This is a genomic window from Vibrio sp. D404a (assembly GCF_030248535.1).
In the GTDB taxonomy this organism is placed as follows: Bacteria; Pseudomonadota; Gammaproteobacteria; order Enterobacterales; family Vibrionaceae; genus Vibrio.
Genome location: NZ_JAHGAJ010000044.1, coordinates 109,381 through 125,595, shown reverse-complemented (window position 1 = coordinate 125,595; position 16,215 = coordinate 109,381). Strand labels below are relative to the sequence as shown.

The 16,215-nt window shown below is 47.1% G+C and carries 15 protein-coding genes; 3 read left to right on the top strand and 12 right to left on the bottom strand.

The features are described 5' to 3' along the window. Nucleotides 1-35 precede the first annotated feature (35 nt). Nucleotides 36-1,211, bottom strand: coding sequence for a CNNM domain-containing protein (locus tag KI655_RS22130; RefSeq protein WP_285408729.1), 1,176 nt, complete (start codon nucleotides 1,209-1,211; stop codon nucleotides 36-38). 271 nt (nucleotides 1,212-1,482) lie between these two features. On the opposite strand from KI655_RS22130, the gene hupA reads away from it, so the two are divergent. Continuing rightward, on the top strand, nucleotides 1,483-1,755 hold the full coding sequence (hupA, locus tag KI655_RS22125) for a nucleoid-associated protein HU-alpha (RefSeq protein ID WP_004729753.1): 273 nt from the start codon (nucleotides 1,483-1,485) through the stop codon (nucleotides 1,753-1,755). A 46-nt stretch (nucleotides 1,756-1,801) separates the two neighbouring features. Then, nucleotides 1,802-2,509 carry a DUF1481 domain-containing protein gene (locus KI655_RS22120; RefSeq protein ID WP_285408723.1) on the top strand — a complete coding sequence of 236 codons (708 nt, stop codon included), beginning with the start codon at nucleotides 1,802-1,804 and terminating at the stop codon, nucleotides 2,507-2,509. A gap of 309 nt (nucleotides 2,510-2,818) precedes the next feature. Here the strand turns inward: KI655_RS22120 and purD are convergent, their stop codons facing one another. Continuing rightward, nucleotides 2,819-4,105 carry a phosphoribosylamine--glycine ligase gene (gene purD, locus KI655_RS22115; RefSeq protein ID WP_285408721.1) on the bottom strand — a complete coding sequence of 429 codons (1,287 nt, stop codon included), beginning with the start codon at nucleotides 4,103-4,105 and terminating at the stop codon, nucleotides 2,819-2,821. A gap of 133 nt (nucleotides 4,106-4,238) precedes the next feature. Continuing rightward, on the bottom strand, nucleotides 4,239-5,831 hold the full coding sequence (gene purH / locus KI655_RS22110) for a bifunctional phosphoribosylaminoimidazolecarboxamide formyltransferase/IMP cyclohydrolase (protein ID WP_285408720.1): 1,593 nt from the start codon (nucleotides 5,829-5,831) through the stop codon (nucleotides 4,239-4,241). Nucleotides 5,832-6,165: 334 nt separating this feature from the next. Between purH and zntR the strand changes: the two genes are divergently transcribed. After that, complete coding sequence (gene zntR / locus KI655_RS22105; RefSeq protein WP_285408719.1) at nucleotides 6,166-6,600, top strand: Zn(2+)-responsive transcriptional regulator; 435 nt, start codon at nucleotides 6,166-6,168, stop codon at nucleotides 6,598-6,600. 67 nt (nucleotides 6,601-6,667) lie between these two features. Here zntR and fis read toward each other — a convergent pair whose 3' ends face one another. The 9 genes from fis to KI655_RS22060 form a co-directional block, all read right to left on the bottom strand. Then, a complete protein-coding gene (gene fis, locus KI655_RS22100; protein ID WP_004729744.1) occupies nucleotides 6,668-6,964 on the bottom strand; it encodes a DNA-binding transcriptional regulator Fis in 297 nt (98 codons plus the stop codon). 23 nt (nucleotides 6,965-6,987) lie between these two features. Continuing rightward, on the bottom strand, nucleotides 6,988-7,956 hold the full coding sequence (gene dusB, locus KI655_RS22095; protein ID WP_172974252.1) for a tRNA dihydrouridine synthase DusB: 969 nt from the start codon (nucleotides 7,954-7,956) through the stop codon (nucleotides 6,988-6,990). Between the two features lie 139 nt (nucleotides 7,957-8,095). Continuing rightward, nucleotides 8,096-8,983 (bottom strand): 50S ribosomal protein L11 methyltransferase, encoded by an 888-nt coding sequence (prmA, locus tag KI655_RS22090; protein WP_285408701.1) that lies wholly within the window; start codon nucleotides 8,981-8,983, stop codon nucleotides 8,096-8,098. A gap of 153 nt (nucleotides 8,984-9,136) precedes the next feature. Further along, nucleotides 9,137-10,510, bottom strand: coding sequence for a DUF4397 domain-containing protein (locus tag KI655_RS22085; protein WP_285408699.1), 1,374 nt, complete (start codon nucleotides 10,508-10,510; stop codon nucleotides 9,137-9,139). Between the two features lie 203 nt (nucleotides 10,511-10,713). Next, entirely contained in the window at nucleotides 10,714-12,057 is a 1,344-nt protein-coding gene (gene accC / locus KI655_RS22080) for an acetyl-CoA carboxylase biotin carboxylase subunit (protein ID WP_032549930.1), read from the bottom strand. Between the two features lie 15 nt (nucleotides 12,058-12,072). Further along, nucleotides 12,073-12,540, bottom strand: a complete 468-nt coding sequence (gene accB, locus KI655_RS22075; protein WP_285408698.1) for an acetyl-CoA carboxylase biotin carboxyl carrier protein — start codon at nucleotides 12,538-12,540, stop codon at nucleotides 12,073-12,075. A 74-nt stretch (nucleotides 12,541-12,614) separates the two neighbouring features. Further along, nucleotides 12,615-13,064, bottom strand: coding sequence for a type II 3-dehydroquinate dehydratase (aroQ, locus tag KI655_RS22070; protein ID WP_285408697.1), 450 nt, complete (start codon nucleotides 13,062-13,064; stop codon nucleotides 12,615-12,617). 348 nt (nucleotides 13,065-13,412) lie between these two features. Next, nucleotides 13,413-15,362, bottom strand: coding sequence for an acetate--CoA ligase (acs, locus tag KI655_RS22065; RefSeq protein WP_032549934.1), 1,950 nt, complete (start codon nucleotides 15,360-15,362; stop codon nucleotides 13,413-13,415). A 219-nt stretch (nucleotides 15,363-15,581) separates the two neighbouring features. Further along, nucleotides 15,582-16,214 carry a 3'-5' exonuclease gene (locus KI655_RS22060; RefSeq protein ID WP_285408695.1) on the bottom strand — a complete coding sequence of 211 codons (633 nt, stop codon included), beginning with the start codon at nucleotides 16,212-16,214 and terminating at the stop codon, nucleotides 15,582-15,584. Nucleotide 16,215: the final 1 nt, after the last annotated feature.

Here is a 16,215-nt window from a genome sequence, read left to right as displayed (position 1 = left end):
AGGCTCCCGAGGGAGCCTTTATTGTATGCGCTGAATTACGCTTTCTTATCAGTTGAAGTGACTTCAGAGTCTTGCTTCACCTCAGCTTCGGCTTCAGTTTTTGCCTCGACTTCTTGTTCTTCTTTCTGCTCTGCTTTTTCTTCGAGCTCTTCTTCATGCTCGTCATCGCGGCTTTCAATTACGCCATGGGTCTCTTTCCAGTGCTCCCAGCGTTGGAATGCCAACTCTTGCATGTCAGTGTTCTTGTCGGCTTCATCGACGATCTCTTGGCCTACTAGGTGCTCAAAGATATCTTCTAGGGTAATGATACCCTGAATGGTGCCGTACTCATCGACTACCATCGCTAGCTGAAGGCGTTTCGCCATCATCTGGTCAAAGGCTTTCGGTAGAACTAGGTTGTTCAGTAATACGTGAATTGGACGTGTTACATCACCCAGTGATTTCTCGCCGCTGCCCGCTTGCTGTAGCTTGAATAGCTCTAGGCGGTGCACGAAGCCAATGATGTTGTCGCTTTGCTCGCTATAGACCAGAGGGCGTGAGAATGGCGTCTCTTTGTGTTCTGTTAAGAATTCATTGATGCTCATCTCTGCATCGACGCGGAATACAACTGGTCGCGGAGTCATTACCTGCGTCACTGGGACATCTTGAATACCAAGTAGGTTGCTCAGGATTTTTGATTCACCCTCTGCAAACTCACCACTCTCTTTCGCCAAGATAGCCATTGCCGATAGCTCGTCGCGCATTTTTGGCGCTTCGTGGCCACGGGCTAGGCGCTTGGTAATTTGCTCAGAGAACCATACGAAAGGTGTTAGGAAGAACACCATCCAGCGCAATACCGTTGATGATGCAGGTGCCAGTTGACGCCAGTATGTCGCACCAATTGTTTTCGGTACGATTTCTGAAAGGACCAGGATACCCAGTGTCAGTACTGCTGAGAAAACACCCAGCCACTGGCTACCAAACACAACTGCCGCTTGAGCACCCGCAGTCGCCGCACCGATAGTATGCGCGATCGTATTGAGCGTTAAGATAGAAGCGAGAGGTCTATCGATGTCCGTTTTTAGCTTGTCGAGAGACTCGGCTGCAGGGTGGCCATTTTGCTTTAGTTGAGCGATGTAGCTCGGACTAATACTCAGTAGCACAGCTTCCAAAACAGAACAGATGAAAGAAACTCCAATAGCAATGGAGACGTAGATAGTTAGCAGCAGCATGTTTGCCCTTAATGATAGATTGTACGCTTTGTCAGCGATTCAAGCTGGATTATAGAAAAAAATTGATGCTTTGGTCATCATTAATTTTAGTCTCAGCCCCCTTTAAACAAGGGCTGGGAAGGGAATTTCAGTAACAAATTGTGAGTTATTACTCATATTATGGCTAAAACTACGGCATTAGAGTCAAAGATCGTCGACAAACCTTTGCCAGATGGGGCATTTATGTTTTAGAGTGAATTGAATTTAAAAATACAAAGAAGGGAAACCTAAAATGAACAAGACCCAATTAATCGACTTTATTGCTGAAAAAGCGGACCTTTCTAAAGCTCAAGCGAAAGCTGCGCTAGAAGCGACTCTTGGCGGCGTAACTGATGCTCTTAAAGATGGCGATCAAGTTCAGCTAATTGGTTTTGGTACTTTCAAAGTAAACCACCGTGCAGCTCGCACTGGTCGTAACCCAAAAACTGGTGATGAGATTCAAATCGCTGCTGCAAATGTTCCAGCATTTGTTGCAGGTAAAGCACTGAAAGATTCAGTGAAATAATCTAAACTGTACCGAGGTAGTCGTATTCCACCTCGGTACAGGTTTTATGAAAAAAACATTTCTTCTCGTTTCTCTCTTCTTAGCTCTCCTTGTCGGATGTTCCTCATCCAGTACAACGAAAAATCTCGAACAATTTGAAACCTACACCGGCGCTCAGGTTATGGGTGATGCCACCAGTTTTTACTGGGTTACCAATAAACTCACTCAGCCACACAGTTCAGCCGATTATGTCACTGTAGGCGACTATGGTTGGTATAAGACCGACTATGCATGGTCAGAAGGCGTATTACGTGAATTCATCCGTGAAGGCGATCAGCGTGATGCTAAGGGCAAACTGGTGCCGTATCGCGTGCATGTACGCTTCAATAAGTCGGGTGATGCTGTTTACCAACAGTATCGTATCGACGGAAAAATCTTACCCATCCAAGCCAAGCAGTTAGAGCGCTACAAGAAAGAGGCCAATGGCGTCTTAGACTCGACAGACAAGCAAAACGGTGAAGGTCTAGAGCTACTGCAAGGTTACTGGAATGGCAGCACCTTTGAGAGCTGTAATGGCGATGAGTTCGACGAGTTTGAATTCAATCAGACGCTGCCAAGCTTTGTGATCAACCGTTTAGCGACAGTGGATAGCTATGCGGCAATCTTAGGTAATGTGTCTCTTGGTAAGGGAAGCGTTTCGGTTGAGGAGCTGTTGATGTTAGCTGAAGACAGTCACGAGTGTATTGCGCGCCCTGCGCTGTTGAAAGAGCTGTAGAGTTATCACTGCTGAGCAGCATTTAGAGTAAAAGGATCATGGTAGGCCAAATACTCTGAAGGCTGTAATACCAATCACAGTAAGTAAGTGATCAAAAATAGCGCAGGAAAAAGGCTTGAGAACAAGGCAGCTTTTTTCAACAGAGAGTTTCGATAAGTAGTTATTCTACAATCAAAAATTCTAACGCAGTTATCGAGCATTTTAACAAGCTAGGGTGAGCAATTATTTACTACGATTGGTATAAATTAGGCTCGAAAATTAAAAAAGGCGCATGAAGCGCCTTTTTAGTATCTGCAATCTCAACAAAGATTACTTCTGTTCGCGCTCAATCGCACGGTAACCGATGTCATTGCGGTGGAACATACCATTCCAGCTAACTTGCTTAGTTAGCGCGTACGCACGCTCCTGAGCCTCAGAAACGCTATTACCAAGAGCAGTCGCACACAGTACACGACCGCCATTTGTCACAACTTCGCCAGCTTCGTTATTCGCTGTACCAGCGTGGAAGATTTTTTGACCTTCAACTTCGCCTGTTGGGAGTGAAATTACGTCACCTTTTGCGTAGTCAGCAGGGTAGCCGCCAGCCGCAAGAACAACGCCGATAGACGCGCGTGGATCCCACTTAGATTCAGCTTCGTCCAGCTTCTTGTCAATTGCCATTAGACATAGTTCAACAAGATCTGACTCCATACGCATCATGATAGGTTGCGTCTCTGGGTCGCCGAAGCGGCAGTTGTATTCGATAACTTTTGGCGTACCGTCAGCTGCGATCATCAGACCTGCATATAGGAAACCTGTGTAAGGTGCGCCCTCTGCGTCCATGCCACGTACCGTTGGGTAGATTACTTCCTCAAGAATACGGTTGTGGATTTCTGGTGTAACAACTGGAGCTGGAGAGTAAGCACCCATGCCGCCAGTGTTAGGGCCTGTGTCTTTGTCGCCAACACGCTTGTGATCTTGGCTGGTGGCCATAGGCAGTACGCTAGCACCGTCAACCATTACGATGAAGCTTGCTTCTTCGCCTTCAAGGAACTCTTCGATAACCACGCGGCTGCCTGCTTCGCCAAATGCGTTGCCTGCTAGCATGTCTTTGATTGCGTCTTCTGCTTCTTCCAGAGTCATCGCAACGATAACGCCTTTACCAGCCGCAAGGCCGTCAGCTTTCACTACGATTGGTGCGCCTTGCTCACGAACGTAAGCGATAGCCGGCTCAATCTCAGTGAAGTTCGCGTAAGAACCTGTTGGGATGTCGTGACGAGCTAGGAAGTCTTTAGTGAACGCTTTAGAGCCTTCTAGCTGTGCAGCTGCTTGAGTTGGACCAAAGATTGGTAGACCGACTTCGCGGAATGCGTCAACCACACCGATAACCAGTGGCGCTTCTGGGCCTACGATAGTCAGTTCGATTTGTTTCTCTTGAGCAAACGCCACTAAACCAGCGATGTCTTCAACGCCGATGTTTACGTTTTCAAGTTTTGGCTCAAGTGCAGTACCTGCGTTACCTGGAGCGATGAATACTGTTTCAACGTTTGGGTTTTGTGCTGCTTTCCAACCAAGTGCGTGCTCACGACCGCCGGCACCAATAATCAATACATTCATGTTTTAAACCTTCAATCAAAATTGATAGTAGTAGAACTAGAAAATGTCTGAGCAACACTAAATGAGAGTGTTGCTCATCTCGGAGCGCAGCGTTCTCGTTTCCCGTAGCGAAGCGCTCTCGTATCTTTTCTTTCTAGTGGCGGAAGTGACGCATACCTGTAAAGATCATCGCCATGCCGTGCTCGTCTGCTGCTGCGATAACTTCGTCATCACGCATAGAGCCACCCGGTTGGATAACACACTTGATGCCCGCTTCTGCAGCCGCGTCGATACCGTCACGGAATGGGAAGAATGCATCTGATGCCATCACACAACCTTCAACCTGTAGACCTTCGTCTGCAGCCTTGATACCTGCGATTTTCGCAGAGTAAACGCGGCTCATTTGGCCTGCGCCTACACCGATAGTCATGTCGCCTTTCGAGTAAACGATCGCGTTAGATTTCACGTACTTCGCTACTTTCCAGCAGAATAGAGCATCTTTTAACTCTTCTTCTGTAGGTTGGCGCTTAGAAACCACTTTAAGGTCATCTTGAGAAACCATGCCTTGGTCGCGGTCTTGAACCAGTAGACCACCATTAACGCGCTTCACGTCAAAGCCAGTTGTCTTAGTTGTCCACTCACCACACTCAAGTAGGCGAAGGTTTTTCTTAGCGGCTACGATTTCTACTGCTTCAGCAGAAACAGATGGTGCGATGATAACTTCAACGAATTGGCGCTCAGTGATAGCCGTTGCTGTTGCTGCGTCTAGCTCGCGGTTGAATGCGATGATGCCGCCAAATGCAGACGTTGGGTCTGTTTTGAATGCACGGTCGTAAGCTTCTAGGATGTCTTTACCTAGTGCTACACCACATGGGTTAGCGTGCTTTACAATCACACATGCCGGCTCGTCGAACTCTTTCACACACTCAAGTGCAGCGTCAGTGTCTGCGATGTTGTTGTAAGAAAGGGCTTTACCTTGGATTTGGCGAGCAGTAGAAACAGACGCTTCTTCAGGATTCGCTTCAACGTAGAATGCCGCAGCTTGGTGGCTGTTTTCACCGTAGCGCATGTCTTGCTTTTTCTCGAACTGTTGGTTGAACGTGCGAGGGAATTTAGACTCTTCGTCACCTTCTTTGTTCTCACCGTAAGATGGAACCATAGTGCCGAAGTAGTTAGCGATCATGCCGTCGTAAGAAGCTGTGTGCTCGAATGCTGCGATAGCTAGGTCGAAGCGAGTCTCTAGAGTTAGAGATGTCTCGTTCGCGTCCATTTCAGCGATAACGCGGCCGTAGTCGTGAGCGCTCACAACGATAGTCACGTCTTTGTGGTTTTTCGCTGCAGAGCGAACCATTGTTGGACCACCGATGTCGATGTTCTCAACGGCATCAGCAAGGGTACAACCCTCTTTAGCAACGGTTTCAGCGAATGGGTATAGGTTAACAACAACCATATCGATAGGGTTGATGCCGTGAGTTTCCATCACTTCATCATCTTGACCACGACGACCTAGAACGCCACCATGAACTTTAGGGTGCAGAGTCTTAACGCGGCCGTCCATCATTTCAGGGAAGCCAGTGTAGTCAGATACTTCTGTTACAGAGATGCCTTTTTCAGCAAGCAGGCGAGCAGTGCCACCAGTCGATAGAATATCGACACCACGGTTAGCAAGGGCTTGTGCAAATTCAACGATACCAGTTTTGTCTGATACGCTGATTAGGGCGCGGCGAATTGGACGAGCGTTATTCATGCTTCCATCTTCCTCAAATTCATGGAGTTAAAATAAAGATATTTGCCAAAAAAGAACTTGTTTCTATCTTCTCTCTTTGGATAACGTACACCAGAGCCGAGAGATAAAATATTGGCCAGTTTTGGTAAAGACCTTTGAGATTCCGTTTCTTCTTATGTTTAATACCTAAGAAAATAACAGTCTCCAAATTTGATGGCGCACATTCTAACTAATTTATTACAAAAAAGCTCGCGCAATCGTTTGGCATCTCAAAAATAATTATGAAAATTGCCATTTGAGCCTGAAAAGTAACGAAAAGGTTAATTGTGGCAGTAATGAAAAATCAGGAAAAACTATGTTTCAGATAGGAGAATTAGCGAAACGCTGTGGTGTAACAGCGGATACGCTACGGTTCTACGAGAAAAATCACCTTATTGCTCCGGCGAGTCGCAGTGAGTCTGGCTATCGACTGTATGACGAAAATAACCAAAAGCAGGTGACCTTCATCCTAAAATCAAAGGCGTTGGGTCTGAGCTTAGAAGAGATTAAGGAATTACTCGATATTCGCCTAGAAGCAACCCAGCACAGCTGTGCAGAAGTGAAGTCGATTACCAGTGCTAAACTGACGATGATTGATGAGAAAATCGCAGAGCTGAGTCGGATTCGAATTGCTCTGAAAAAAATCAATGATGCCTGTTGTGGCCATGTGGATGACGATGCCAGTCACTGCTCAATCTTAGCAGCACTCGATTCAGAGAGCACAGACAAAGACAGTTGTTGCAACGACTGAGCTTAGAGATAAAAAAAGCCCAACTTACTCAGTAAGTTGGGCTTTAAATTTCTGTACGTCAGAATGATTAGTTCATGCCGTATTTTTTAAGTTTCTTGCGAAGAGTACCGCGGTTGATACCCATCATAGTTGCTGCGCGAGTTTGGTTACCGCGAGTGTACTGCATGATGGTGTCTAGTAGTGGCTGTTCAACTTCAGCTAATACTAGTTCGTATAACTCGCTGACTTCTTGACCGTTTAATTGAGCAAGGTAGTTTTTCAATGATGCTTTCACTGAATCACGTAGTGGTTTCTGCGTGATTTGGTCTTGTGATGTTACTGTAGTCACTGTCAATGCTTCTGAAGTCAGATTTTGTTCGAACATATTCGGTCTAGCTCTTCTCGTAATTATGGTGCAACGTTATCAAAATAACCTTCTAGCGCCTCAAGCTGCAGATCACCTGCTTCGAGTGCGTTGAAGGTACGGCGAAACTCACTCGCTTGTTCGTGTTCTTTTAGGTACCAACCCACATGCTTACGAGCAATGCGCGGACCTAAAAACTCTCCATAAAATTCATGCAGAGCGTGAACATGACCAAGCATGATGTCCTTCACTTCCGAAGTCGGTAGTGGGTCCATCGTGGTGCCGTTTTCCAAATAGTGGTGGATTTCCTGGAAAATCCAAGGACGTCCTTGGGCAGGACGGCCAATCATTAAAGCGTCAGCACCGGTGTACTCCAGTACAAACTTCGCTTTCTCCGGACTATCGATATCACCGTTAGCGATAACCGGTATAGAGACAGCTTGTTTCGCCGCTTTAATGTGTTTGTATTCGGCCTCACCTTTGTACATACAAGCGCGAGTTCTCCCGTGAAGGGCAAGCGCTTGAATGCCGCAGTTTTCGGCTATTTTAGCGATTTGAACACAGTTTCTGTTATCTGTGTCCCAGCCTGTACGAGTCTTCAACGTTACTGGAACGTCAACCGCATTCACTACAGCCTTCAAGATCTCTTCAATAAGATCCGGATATTGCAGTAGCGCGGAGCCCGCAAGCTTCTTATTCACTTTTTTGGCTGGGCAACCCATGTTGATATCGATGATTTGCGCACCGTTCTCAACATTAAATTGCGCAGCCTCGGCCATAAGCTGTGGATCTGCACCAGCGATTTGTACTGAACGAATGCCCGATTCGCCTTCATGTACCATACGCTGCTGAGACTTCGACGTTTTCCAAACCTTAGGATTGGAGGACATCATTTCACTGACTGCCATCCCCGCTCCATAGCGAAGACACAACTCACGGAATGGTCTATCCGTTACGCCAGCCATTGGGGCGACGATTAGATTGTTCTTAAGTTGATAATTTCCGATTTTCAAAACGTCATCACAGTTCTGTACCAGCAAGGGCGCGCATTTTACGCATTTTTTTGCTGCGTGAAAAGACTAATATTTGAGCATTTACAATTTGTTTTTGTAATTTGCATAAAATTCAGTCAATTAGCGCTCAAAGTCTTGTCTAGCCTTGCTTGCGACCAGAGATTCGACACCACTCTTGCTGCTCAATAATCGGATCAATGTGAAGTTCATCACGATAATAAGTCGCAACGTCTTCTGCTTGTGTATCTAAAACACCCGACATCGCTAATACTCCGTCTTCTTTTACTAGACCCTTAATGATGCCTGAAAGTTCACGCAGTGGACCGGCAAGGATGTTAGCAACCACAACATCGGCAATGAGGCCTTCTGGTTGATCTTGAGGAAGGAATACTTCCAATTGGTCTGCAACGCCATTGCGCTCTGCATTGTCTTTTGATGCCAGTAGAGCTTGAGGATCAATGTCGATCCCGATCACTTTTGCGGCGCCGAGTTTGATCGCTGCGATCGCCAAGATGCCAGAGCCACAACCGAAGTCGATCACTGTCTTGCCAGATAGATCCAGACCTTCTAACCACTCTAAACACAATGCTGTTGTTGGGTGAGTACCAGTACCAAACGCAAGACCCGGGTCAAGCATTACGTTCACCGCATCTGGTTCTGGAATGTCGCGCCAGCTTGGGCAAATCCATAGACGCTCGCCGAACTTCATTGGGTGGAAGTTATCCATCCATTCACGTTCCCAGTCTTTGTCTTCGATCTGCTCAACCTTGTGAGCGAAATCTGCAGGGAACATGTTGCTCGCTTTGATTTGCGCTAGAACGACGCCAGTATCAATCTCTGCGTCGTATAGAGCTAAGATATCCGTATCACCCCAAAGTCGCGTTTCACCCGGCAGAGGCTCAAATACAGGGGTATCTTGTGCATCAAGGAAAGTGACAGAAAGAGCGCCAGTCTCTTCCATCAACATGTCGCCGATCTGCTCGGCATTTTCGTTGGTCGCATTAAGCTTGATTTGAATCCAAGGCATGGGTATGTGCTCTTAACAATGGTTGAAAATGAATTGGGCGCAGAGTTTAGCAGATTTAATGAGCGATTACCCTCAATTAAAACTGTCGTTCCAGATATAAGTAAGCCCAGTGTTCGCGATGAACACTGGGCTAGCAGATAGTTGAAATAGTCTTCAGTCGTCTAAACTGATTGCTGATACGCTGGTGGCTGCGACAGGGTCATCAATCGCCACAAGCGTTGTGATTGAGCCACCCGTTAGGTTGAGCATTACTGGCCCAATAGCGATGGTATTAGGGGTATTGGCTGGTGTGATCATGATGTATACCGTGCCGGGCATCACGGGCAGTAAACCGCTATCTCCTTTGTAGGGGATATCTTCGAGAATCACATCGTCAGAACTTGGAGTCGCATCGGCACTCACGTAAATGTCGACGATACCGGCCAATGTAGAGGCGTGAATCGCTCTTAGTTTGGCTTCTGTCGCAATTCTTCTTACGTCATCCTCAACTACATACAGCTCATCATTGCTGACACCATCCCCAAGATTACCAATAGCCAAGGCGGTGTAGGTGGTATTCGCTGCAAGTGAAGCGGTTAGCCCAAGGGCGCTGACGACGCTGACAGGGCTGCTGCTGTTGACCGCTACCGCGAAGTCTGTCGATGCAGCATCAAGTGCTAGATAATCTGTTTTGTCTTTATACATCAAGTTAAACAGGGGCGAGCCGCTGGTAGGTGCTGTGCCATTGACCCACACATCGACGCCAGGGGCATCTGAAATGGTGTGTACTACGCGAACATCAGCCCCATTATTCACGTCCTTTACGGTCAATGAGCCGCTACCAGTGTCTACCAGTAGAGCAACAGGTGATTCGCCTGCCATCGTGTTATTGGTGGCTGCGACAAACCAATCAGCTCCCGCAGGCACGGCTATCGAGCCCGAGTCGAAAAACACTTGGGTTGGGTCAGAGGGATCCGTGATACGCACTTGGTAGGTGTCTGCAGGTACGTTCATTGGGTCAGTCACGCCCAGAAACGAAACGTCGTTAGCGAAGGGCGTTGCAGTTGTGAGGTCGGCATTGGGGGCTGTAATGAACACATCCACAGTGGGTGCGTCGGGTGCTGAGTGCATCACTTGGACTCGGGCATCGGTCGGAACCATGTAGTCCCTAGCTATGATCTCTGGCCCGAATGAGTTGTCGCCCACTTTCCCTGTTGCAACAACGTTGTACTCTTGTCCTGCCATTAAATCTAGGCTGGTTTCGGGAACGACGGTCGTGGTGGTCCCATCAGCGAGAATGGCGTCGACTTGGACGGTATGGTCGCCAGAGGGAACAGAAATTTGTCCTGATGACTGTTGGTAATCAACGTTTTGTAGAGCTGGTTGCCCATCGAGAAGTACATTAACTTTGGGAGCATCAGGGGCGGCATGAAAGACTCGAAGATAGGAAGAGTCTGCTGCCGAAATATCGTGTGTATCATCATCGCCACAACCCACTATTGCGGCACTGATTGCAGTCACGATTGCAAAGGATTTAGCCAGTTTCATTGTCTTGTCTCCAGGTGATTTTTACATCACACAGATCTACGACTTGTTTGATTAAAGGATCAGAAATATCGAGGGGAGACAGAGATGGAAGTATGAAATTGACCTATTTAACTCTTTATTTTCAGTTGCTTGTATTGATGAAATTATTAGAAATAAAAATGCCCACCGAGGTGGGCATTTCGTGATGTTCTTAAATGAACCGATTATTGAAGACCAAGTTTCTTCTCAAGGTAGTGGATGTTTGCACCACCGTGTTGGAAGTTCTCGTCGTTCATAATCGACTCTTGTAGAGGGATGTTCACTTTAATGCCTTCTACAATCATCTCACCTAGAGCATTCTTCATACGAGAGATCGCTACATCGCGGTTCTCACCGTAAGTGATCAGCTTACCAATCATTGAATCGTAGTGAGGTGGTACTGTGTAGCCCGTGTAGATGTGAGAATCCCAACGTACGCCCATGCCACCAGGAGCGTGGAAACGCTCGATCTTACCTGGTGAAGGTAGGAACTTATCTGGGTCTTCCGCATTGATACGACACTCGATAGCGTGACCGCTGATCTTGATGTCATCTTGAGTGAAAGACAAAGGCTGACCCGCAGCAACACGTAGTTGCTCTTTGATTAGGTCAACACCGGTAACCATCTCAGTTACTGGGTGCTCTACTTGGATACGAGTGTTCATCTCGATGAAGTAGAACTCACCGTTTTCGTATAGGAACTCAAAAGTACCTGCACCACGGTAGCCAATCTCAAGACAAGCACGAGTACAACGCTCACCAATGTACTTACGCATTTCTGCAGTGATACCTGGTGCTGGCGCTTCTTCAACAACCTTCTGGTGACGACGCTGCATAGAACAGTCACGCTCACCAAGGTGGATAGCACCGCCTTGACCGTCAGCAATCACTTGTACTTCAACGTGACGTGGATTTTCTAGGAATTTCTCCATGTAAACCATATCGTTGTTGAAACATGCTTTTGCTTCTGCACGTGTCATTGCGATTGCTTCAGTTAGCTCTTTTTCAGAACGTACAACACGCATACCACGACCACCGCCGCCACCAGATGCTTTAATGATTACTGGGTAGCCAATACGCTTAGCGTGAGCTTTGTTAGTTGCTTCGTCGTCGTTCAGTGGGCCGTCAGAACCCGGTACACAAGGTACGCCAGCTTTCTTCATTGCCGTGATTGCAGAAACTTTATCACCCATGATGCGGATAGTTTCAGCTTTAGGACCTACGAAGATGAAACCGCTTTGCTCAACTTGCTCAGCAAAGTCTGCGTTTTCAGATAGGAAGCCGTAGCCAGGGTGAATAGCAACAGCGCCTGTTACCTCTGCCGCACTGATAATGCGAGGGATGTTCAGGTAGCTATCGATACCACGAGCTGGACCGATACAAATGGTTTCATCTGCAAGCAGTACGTGCTTAAGGTCACGGTCAGCTGTTGAGTGAACAGCTACCGTTTTAATGCCTAGCTCTTTACATGCTCGCAGAATACGTAGTGCAATTTCACCACGGTTCGCGATTACTAATTTATCTAACATAATGAGGCTTCTCTATTATTCGATAATTACTAGAGCTTGGTCGAACTCAACTGGTTGGCCGTCTTCAACTAGGATTGCAGTTACAACACCAGACTTGTCCGCTTCGATTTGGTTCATCATCTTCATCGCTTCAACGATACATAGAGTGTCGCCAGCGTTAACTTGTTGACCAACTTTAACGAATGGTTTTGCATCTGGGCTTGGCGCGCTGTAGAAAGTACCAACCATTGGAGAAAGAACTTGGTGACCAGTTACTGCCGTTGGAGCTTCAGCTGCTTCTGGAGCCGCCGCAGGAGCTGGAGCCGCTGCAGGAGCTGGTGCTGCTACAGGTGCTGGCGCTGCTGCGTATTGAACTGGTGCTGCTGCAGGAGCAGTGCCGTTACGGCTGATGCGTACTGACTCTTCACCTTCAGAGATTTCTAGTTCTGCGATACCAGACTCTTCAACCAATTCGATCAGCTTTTTGATTTTGCGAATATCCATCGTTTCTTTCTCTTATTTGTTAATTAACCATGCTCAATGACTGGAGCTGGTGTCTATTAGTTCGGTTATGTTCGTTACTTTGACTGAAGCTTGTTAATCGCAGCGGTCAAAGCAAATTGGTAGCCTTGTGCGCCTAACCCACAAATGACGCCTTCTGCTTTATCAGAAAGGTATGAGTGGTGTCTGAATGGTTCACGTGCGTGTACATTCGATAGGTGCACTTCAATAAAAGGGATTGCTACGCCAAGCAGAGCATCGCGCAGTGCCACACTGGTGTGTGTGAACGCTGCAGGGTTGATAATAATAAAATCAACATTTTGGTATGCGCTGTGAATGGCTTCTATTAGCTCGTACTCACGATTTGACTGTAAGTGAGACAGCTCAACATCTTGTGTTTTCGCTTGCTCGGTTAGAGAGCTAATGATCTGGTCAAGTGTTTGAGAACCGTAATGTGCGGGCTCTCTTAGGCCTAAAAGGTTAAGGTTTGGGCCATTTAGAACTAGAATGCGAAACTTTGTAGACATTGTGGGGCTATCTTCCTTTATCGTGACGATGAGTGTGAATGTCCCATTTTATTTACAAATCACGCCGTTTTACTAGGGGCAAAACGACCGATTTTAAAAAATAGAACCAGATTATAGCTAATTCAGCGCAAATCGCAGCAATTTACTGGTCTAATCTCCTAATCAAATAGGGCGGAATTGTTACCAACTTAACAAAAAACGCGCTTAGCCTTAATTTAAGGCAGGATATTTGAGATCAAGATCAGGCATAAAAAAACCGCCACATGAGTGACGGTTTACGGTTGGTTCTGTTTTAAACACCTCAAGTAAACATGGTTGTGACTTGAGGCGTTAAATGAGCTGCGAGTATTAAGCTAACTCGGCTTTCTCTGCAATCAGCTTGTCGACCACACTTGGGTCAGCCAGAGTCGACGTATCACCAAGGTTGCCCGTGTCTCCCGTTGCAATCTTACGCAAGATGCGACGCATGATCTTACCTGAACGTGTCTTAGGTAGAGAGTCTGTCCAGTGCAGCACATCTGGTGTGGCAATTGGACCAATCTCTTTACGTACCCAGTCTTTCACTTCTTTATGTAGTTCAGCTGTTGGGAACTCACCATCATTCAGCGTGATGTAAGCGTAAATTGCTTGGCCTTTGATGTCGTGAGGGATACCCACAATCGCAGCCTCGGCAATCTTGTCGAAGGCAACCAGAGCTGACTCAATCTCTGCCGTACCCATACGGTGGCCAGATACGTTCAGTACGTCATCAACACGGCCTGTGATCCAGTAGTAACCATCTTCATCACGACGAGCACCATCACTAGTGAAGTACATGCCTTTGAAGGTTGAGAAGTAAGTCTGCTCGAAGCGCTCATGGTCACCATAAACGGTACGCATTTGGCCTGGCCATGAATCTAGGATAACCAAGTTGCCGTCGGTCGCGCCTTCGATGATGTTACCCATGTTATCCACTAGGGCAGGTTGAACACCGAAGAATGGACGAGTTGCAGAGCCAGGTTTTAGATCTGTTGCCCCCGGAAGAGGAGCGATCAAGATGCCGCCCGTTTCGGTTTGCCACCATGTATCAACAATCGGTGAGTTCTCGTTACCAATGGTTTTGTAGTACCACTCCCACGCTTCTGGGTTAATTGGTTCACCTACCGAACCCATAATACGTAAGCTGCTACGCGTAGTGCCTTCAACTGCTTCGTTACCTTTCGCCATCAGAGCACGAATCGCGGTTGGTGCCGTGTATAGGATGTTGACTTGGTGCTTATCAACCACTTCACTCATACGGCTAGTATTTGGGTAGTTTGGTACGCCCTCAAATAGGATTGTCTTGGCGCCGTTCGCCAGTGGACCGTAGATAAGGTATGTGTGACCAGTGATCCAACCCACATCCGCAGTACACCAGAAGGTCTCGCCCTCTTGGTAGTCAAATACGTACTTGAAGGTCATTGCAGCGTAAACTAGGTAGCCACCCGTTGTGTGTAGAACACCTTTAGGTTTACCTGTTGAGCCTGACGTGTACAGGATGAACAGGGGATCTTCTGCTTTCATCTCTTCTGGTGGGCACTCTGAAGATACGTTTGCTGTTGCTTCATGCCACCATACATCACGATGTTCGTGCCAATCGATGTCACCGCCTGTGCGTTTCATGACGATAACTTTCTGAATGGTTTTCACTTCTGGGTTGGTCAATGCTTCATCGACATTCTTCTTAAGAGGAACAGCGCGGCCGCCACGAACGCCTTCATCCGCAGTGATCACGACTTTAGAATCAGAATCGATGATACGGCCTGATAGTGCTTCTGGTGAGAAACCACCAAATACCACAGTATGAACCGCGCCAATACGTGTACAAGCAAGCATCGCAACTGCCGCTTCTGGCACCATTGGCATGTACAGACACACGACGTCGCCTTTCTGTACGCCTTGCTCTTTAAGTGCGTTAGAGAACTCACACACTTCTTTGTGCAGTTCATTGAAAGTCAGCGTCTTGTCGTCAGCTGGGTCATCACCTTCCCAGATGATGGCAACATCGTCACCGCGCTCAGCAAGGTGGCGGTCAATACAGTTAGCAGACACGTTGAGTGTGCCATCTTCAAACCAGCGAATGTCGATGTGGCCTGGGTCAAATGAAGTGCTTTTCACTTGGGTGAAAGGCTTAATCCAATCTACGATTTTTCCATGCTCGCCCCAGAAACCTTCAGGGTCAGAAACAGATTGTTGGTACATGGCTAGGTAAGTGTCATTATCCGCGTGCGTATTTGCTTTGATGTTTTCTTTTACCGGATAAACGTGGGCTTCACTCATTGCATCTCTCCTTGTGCCTACATTCTTAATGAATTGGCAACTTCCTTTATGTTCAGTTTCTAAGTCAAGTTAGTGGACTGTCGTTGTGTTATCACTGTCGGCTAGCCGAGCCATTTCCACAATTAGACTTTAGGATGAGAAGAGGGTTTCTACTTAAAAAATAGCGAGTTAAGTGTTTTTTTGAGAGTTGGATCGTTCCATTTATTCGCAAAGGTTGAATTACGAATAAGAAGAGTTGAGGCGGGGCAGATCGCCGTGTTGCAGACGCACAAAAATCAGTGCAGCCGAGATAGCGTCTTGTAATGCATCGTGTTTATTGGTGGGCAGTGGCAGGTCGAGCTGGCGACAAATGGTGTCTAAGCTCAAGTCAAAATAGGCATTGGGCAGGTGTTTTTCGAGTTTTTCTTGGTAGAGCTGGCTCACTTCTACTAACGGATTAGGCATCGGGAAGCCAAAATGTTTTAAACACGCTTTATCGAGTATTTTTTTGTCGTAGCGGATGTGATATCCCACCAAAGGTCGATTACCGATGAAATCGAGCAACGCCATAATTGCCTCTTTCTCTTCGACACCATGTTTGAGATCTTGATGGCGGATACGATGGATTTTGATGGAGTTGGAATCTAGAGATTGTGGCGCTCTTAATCTGACCTCAAACGGCTGACTGGTGATGATGCGGTTACCGACAATCTTGGTCGCTGCAATTGAGACCAGCTCCGCTTGATTTGGATCTAGGCTGGTGGTTTCACAATCGAGTGACACCAACTCTTGTCCTGAATTGGTGGTGAAGAGATCCCGATAGGGCGACCCTTTGAGCTTTCGATACCAGTAATAGCGTACTAATCGGTTCATG